This is a genomic window from Pseudomonas sp. SST3 (assembly GCF_003325755.1).
In genome coordinates, this window is the sequence record NZ_QORI02000080.1 from 1 (window position 1) to 5288 (window position 5288).

A 5288-nucleotide genomic window follows, 5' to 3' on the forward strand; every position below is an offset into this window, starting at 1 on the left:
AAAAAAATCAAGACGTCTTCGAATGTTTCGAAGGGGGTTGATCCCACTGTGACGACGAAGGAGTTCTTTTCTAGCCAGTCCCAGGCGAATTGGCTTTTCTGGTCGTCATCTTTAAACCAAGCATAGGCCTTGTCATTTGTTTTGTGGCTCTTCCATCTTTGCTCAAGATCTCTAAGTAGGTTTGTTTTTTTGTGTTATGTCTCTTTGCCATACGTCGAGGATCGCTATAGGTAGATCTTTTTCTTTGAGGTCGAAGTAGTTCTTGAGTTGGCTGTGTCCGGTCGAGTTTTGAATTTCTCTTGTCATCCACTCTGCTACGCGACGGTCTTCAGTTATCCACTCAATATCTCTTTTGTGGACAAGTTGTTTGCGTCTTTCTTTCAGTAGTTCGTCGACTCTCCATGTCCTGGTTTGTAGATATCTGGCCATTTTGTCTCTCATACCAGTATCTGAGTAGTCATTTGGGTTAAATCTAGTTTCGTAAAATAAAAGTGTGTACCACAGCCATATATCGTGGCGATTGCTGTATTCCGTTTCGCCGAGAAGTTGGGAAAGAGCATCTTCAAGGTGTAGTGCCACTGTAGAGTCCTTCTAGCGTAAATAAAGTAAGAATATAGATTTACTCTACCATCACTCACGTGTCAATCAAGAGCATCTCTAGTAGTTAAAAAATCTAGATTTCTCAGTATTTACTGGGAAAATGTACCTGTTTATAGCAGCAATCTGGCGAAATAAGGTTTGCGCCATTTCACAGGCAAATTTTCCGTCTCATTAAATTTCGTGCGCTGCTCTGCCAGGGTTACCTCGCCAGGCTTTGCCTCTTGATGAGGGGTAGAGTCGGTAACACGTTAATTTTTACTGGGCTTGCCAATCCTCTGGACGAATACAGGAGCTGCGTTCATGAGGATAATTCGATTGAAAGAGGTCATGGATCTAACTGGCCTCGCTAGATCTACGATTTACAAATTTATTTCGGGGAATTCATTTCCAAAACCTGTTTCTTTGGGTGATCGTTGCGTGGGTTGGCTGGAAAGTGAAGTTCACGATTGGATACTGCATAAGGTTAAAGAGCGGGATCAATTGGTGAGCAAGAGTACTTGAGGTTTTGCTGTGGCTGGCTTTTAAAGCTTGATTAGCTAGGTTCAGTTAACACCATCAAGGATAAGTTCCTTGGTGGTGTTTTTCCAGAGTGATTGTGGTCTATGTGATGTTGGGTTTTACCGGGGTTTGTGGGTGTTTTATCAGGTGTTGTGACGCCAGGGATTTTCGGTATTGGTACTATGCTTATCCAGTATCTCTGTTATGACTTTGGCTTGTCGTCACCAATTAAATATAGGTGGTATTGGAGGGGAGGTAGTCTCACTAAGCGGAACAGTATTGTGCTCTGCATTCTGAGATCTAAAGTAAAAATGTACTAGGAGTCCTGACTATATGAAACCAATACTCGGGACCCCATCATGGCTAGACATCCAGATAACACAAACTTAACCCTTCATTACGAAGGCTACTATCAAGGCTTCGTCGTACAAGTGGATAAGGGGCCTTTCATTCAAGAGTACCTAAACCGTCTTCATCAGACGGTGTCTCGAGCGCTTAATCAGTACCCTCGTGTATTTGCCCTCAGGTTTGACCTGCGCCTACCAGCTAACATTCAATTGCCCGATTACGCTTTCACGAACGAAGTAGTTGACCGTTTCATCGAATCCTTTAAAGCCAAGATCAAGCACAATCGCCAAATGGCGAAACTTGTGAATAAGTACGCACACGACACCAAGGTGCGTTACGTCTGGGCTAGGGAGCAAGGGCAGCACGGGCGGCCACATCATCACTTTGCGATCTTGCTGAACTACGATGCCTTCAATGCGCTGGGGAAGATCGAATCAGGCAGAGATAACATGTTTAATCGCTTGGAAGGAGCATGGGCAAGTGCTTTAGGGTTGTCAGTAGAGGCTGTCAAAGGTTTAGTCGAGATTCCGCCGAATCCCTACTATCACTTGCATCGTGACGAACCAGCCGTACAGGCCGCTTTCTTCTTTCGGGCGAGCTATCTGTGTAAATCGGGTACTAAGGTCTTTGGGGATGGTAGTCATGGATTTGGAGCCAGTCGGACCTAAGCGTTCTCGCTCAGTGATGCAGTCCAGGCATAGGTATTTCGACGAATGCGCTCGCCCACTTGCGATACTGGCGAAAAGCACACGGCATGGCTTTACCCGTGTCTTGGCAGTGGATAAGGTGACGGGCATCGCATCGTGGCAGGCCGTGGTGTCCAAGGATGACTAAATTACAGCGGTTGTTGTGAGCTCGCACGCTGCCGCTCCGGCCCTCGACCTCCGTCAACCTTACCCACAAGAATTTGTGCTTTGCGCAGCAACGATGCGCTGGGCATCGGCTTTTCGCTCATCCGTAACCATCAGGTAGATGGTTACGGAGCTAAGGAGTAAAGAATGACTGCAACAGCGGAAGACATCAGCTACCGCAATATTCCGGAACCAGGCCAGCTCGTAGAAGTTAGGCGCCGGCAGTGGGTGGTGGCCGAAGTGGATGCTTCCAAACTGGGCAGTGTGCAGCAGAATGCCGTCACGCTGGCATCAATCGACGAAGATGCATTGGGCGAAGAGCTCCAAGTGATCTGGGAAATTGAGCCGGGGGCGCACGTCATCGAACGTGCTGGATTACCGGCGATCACTGGGCAGGACGACTCGAATACGCTGGAAGCCTTTCTCGACGCCGTACGCTGGGGAGCCGCAACGAATGCCGATCGCGGTTTTCTCCAGGCGCCGTTTCGCAGCGGTGTGAGCATTCAGGACTTCCAGTTGGATCCACTGGTGCGCGCCATCGACATGGCTCGTGTCAACTTGCTGATTGCTGATGACGTAGGTCTTTGGCAAGACGATCGAAGCAGGTTTGGTCATCCAGGAAATGCTGTTGCGCCATCGTATACGTACTGTACTGATTGTTTGTCCCGCGTCGCTGCAAGAAAAGTGGCGTGTCGAGATGATGGAAAAGTTCGGCTTAGAATTTCGCATCGTCGATGGTACTTACATTAAGGAGATGCGACGCGAACGAGGAATTCATGCCAATCCATGGACCTCGTTCCCGCGCCTGATCACGTCAATGGATTGGGCCAAAGCTGGGGATGGTCTGCGAGCCTTCCGCGATATCCTGCCGGCACATGTCAGCTATCCACGCAAATTCGATATGCTGGTCGTCGACGAGGCGCACAACGTCGCGCCGGCAGCGAGTGCGCAATACGCCATCGAGAGTCAGCGCACCCGTTTGATTCGCGTCTATTTCCCCGCACTTCCAGCATCATTTGTTCCTAACCGCTACGCCACACAACGGTTACACCGAGTCCTTTACTTCGTTGCTGGAACTGCTTGATGACCAGCGCTTCGCACGTAACATCATGCCGGAAGAAAAACAGCTGTCCCAGGTGATGATTCGCCGCCTCAAGAGCGAAATCACCGACAAAGATGGTCAGCTAATCTATGCGCAGCGCAAGCTGGAAGCATTGCCCGTCGACTACACTCCCAAAGAAAGAGAGATTCATCATAAGCTGCAAGCTTTCTGTACCAGCAGGGAAGCAGCAGGTGAGGAAGTTGGCGGCGTAACAGGGGCGTCCTTCGTTAATCAGCTACTGCGCAAGCGCTTGTTCTCGTCGCCGGCTGCCTTCGCGTCAACTTTGGAAAAACACGTTGCAACCTTGGAGAGCGGCGGAAACGGTAAGGCGCAGACAGACCTATCCGAACGAATCCTGCTCAAAGCCATTCAGCGTGCGGAGGAGGATTACGCCAATGACGCGGATGTCGAGGTTGCGCAGCAAGAGGCGGTCGAAGAGGCCACGCGTCACTCGCGCTCCTTGAGCGCAGAAGAGCGCATCCTTCTCAACGAACTCAGGCATTGGTCTCAGCTGGCGATGAACCAGATTGATTCCAAGGCCAAAGCATTACTTTTATGGATCGATAAGCATCTTAAAACGGATCAATTGTGGAATGGCAAGCGCGTGATTCTCTTTACTGAGTACCGCACCACGCTCGATTGGTTACACCAAATTCTGGCGACTCAAGATTTAGGCGGAGATCGCCTCATGATCTTGCACGGTGGCATGGATCATGACGATCGAGAACAGGTGAAGGCGGCATTCCAAGCTGCTGCGGACGTTTCTCCTGTGCGTATCTTGCTCGCTACCGATGCCGCTTCCGAAGGTATCGACCTGCAGAACCACTGCAACTACCTCATCCATCTGGAGATCCCTTATAACCCTAACGTCATGGAGCAGCGTAATGGTCGTATCGATCGTCATGGCCAACGCGAAAAGGAGGTGCTGATTTGGCACCCAGTCGATGCTCGCGAGGACGACGAGGTTGTTGGCGGGCACAAGAAGGATATTTTGCGTGCGCTGCGTAAGCTCGATTCTATGCGCGCAGATATGGGTAGTGTGAACCCGGTGATTGCGCCGCAGATGTCAGGCCTCATTGAAGGCACCCTACGTGATCTTGATACCCGCCTGGCGGATGCGAAGATCGTTCATGCCCGCCGTTTCGTCCGCGCCGAAAAAGATCTTGCTAATCGTGTGGCCAAGCTGCATGAGCGGCTGGTCGAGACAAGGCAGGACTTCCACCTCTCTCCCGAGCACATCCTGAAAGCAGTCGAGACTGGCTTGGTGCTCGCGGAGAAGCCAGCTCTCAGACCGCTGACGATGGCAGGTGTCGCGCCGGGGAGCGTATTCGAACTGCCACCGTTGGGCGGTGCTTGGGAGCGTTGCCGTGAAGGGTTAGAGCATCCCTTCACTGGTAAGACTCGGCCGGTGACCTTTGATCATGAAGTCGCCAAGGGGCGAGATGATTTAGTGCTCATTCATCTCAACCATCGCTTAGTTCAAATGTGCTTGCGCTTGCTGCGTGCGGAGGTATGGGCACAAGAGGACAACAAGCGGATGCACCGTGTGACGGTGCGAGTACTACCTGACGATCGTCTTGATGCGCCTGCTGTCGTGGTGGTGTCGCGCCTAGTGATTACTGGCGGTAACCATCATCGCCTGCATGAAGAGCTGACTGTGTCAGGCGGCTACCTTCGAGAGCAGGGCTTCAAGCGTGAGGATGGCGTCACTCGGCTGCAGGCCTGGCTGGACGAGGCGCAGCCGCATCAAACTTGAAGGGGCGGCGTTCGATACCCTGCGCAGCCGCTTCGCCGCTTCCGAAGAGTCTATCCAGCAATCCCTCAACGCGCGCTCGCGCAACCGCCTTGAATATTTGGGTAATACCCTGGAAACCCGCAAGAAGAAAGAA

At 51.3% G+C, this 5288-nt stretch carries 7 protein-coding genes; 6 read left to right on the forward strand and 1 reads right to left on the reverse strand.

Annotated features, from left to right (window positions below):
* Window positions 1-171: 171 nt before the first annotated feature.
* A complete protein-coding gene (locus DQ405_RS23780) occupies window positions 172-579 on the reverse strand; it encodes a hypothetical protein (protein ID WP_168426322.1) in 408 nt (135 codons plus the stop codon).
* A gap of 321 nt (window positions 580-900) precedes the next feature.
* On the opposite strand from DQ405_RS23780, the gene DQ405_RS23785 reads away from it, so the two are divergent.
* The 6 genes from DQ405_RS23785 to DQ405_RS27705 all read left to right on the forward strand — a co-directional run.
* Entirely contained in the window at window positions 901-1101 is a 201-nt protein-coding gene (locus DQ405_RS23785; RefSeq protein WP_168426323.1) for a helix-turn-helix transcriptional regulator, read from the forward strand.
* A 356-nt stretch (window positions 1102-1457) separates the two neighbouring features.
* Window positions 1458-2114, forward strand: a complete 657-nt coding sequence (locus tag DQ405_RS23790; RefSeq protein WP_168426324.1) for an inovirus Gp2 family protein — start codon at window positions 1458-1460, stop codon at window positions 2112-2114.
* A gap of 330 nt (window positions 2115-2444) precedes the next feature.
* Window positions 2445-3047, forward strand: coding sequence for a hypothetical protein (locus DQ405_RS28365; RefSeq protein ID WP_342030451.1), 603 nt, complete (start codon window positions 2445-2447; stop codon window positions 3045-3047).
* Window positions 2995-3381: a hypothetical protein gene (locus DQ405_RS27695; RefSeq protein WP_446730912.1), complete on the forward strand. Its 387-nt coding sequence runs from the start codon at window positions 2995-2997 to the stop codon at window positions 3379-3381. Before DQ405_RS28365 ends, DQ405_RS27695 begins: the two co-directional genes overlap by 53 nt.
* Window positions 3314-5155, forward strand: a complete 1842-nt coding sequence (gene drmD / locus DQ405_RS27700) for a DISARM system SNF2-like helicase DrmD (RefSeq protein ID WP_241730159.1) — start codon at window positions 3314-3316, stop codon at window positions 5153-5155. Before DQ405_RS27695 ends, drmD begins: the two co-directional genes overlap by 68 nt.
* The coding region (locus DQ405_RS27705) for a hypothetical protein (protein ID WP_241730161.1) at window positions 5100-5288 on the forward strand (189 nt) is incomplete at its 3' end. The genes drmD and DQ405_RS27705, both read left to right, overlap by 56 nt.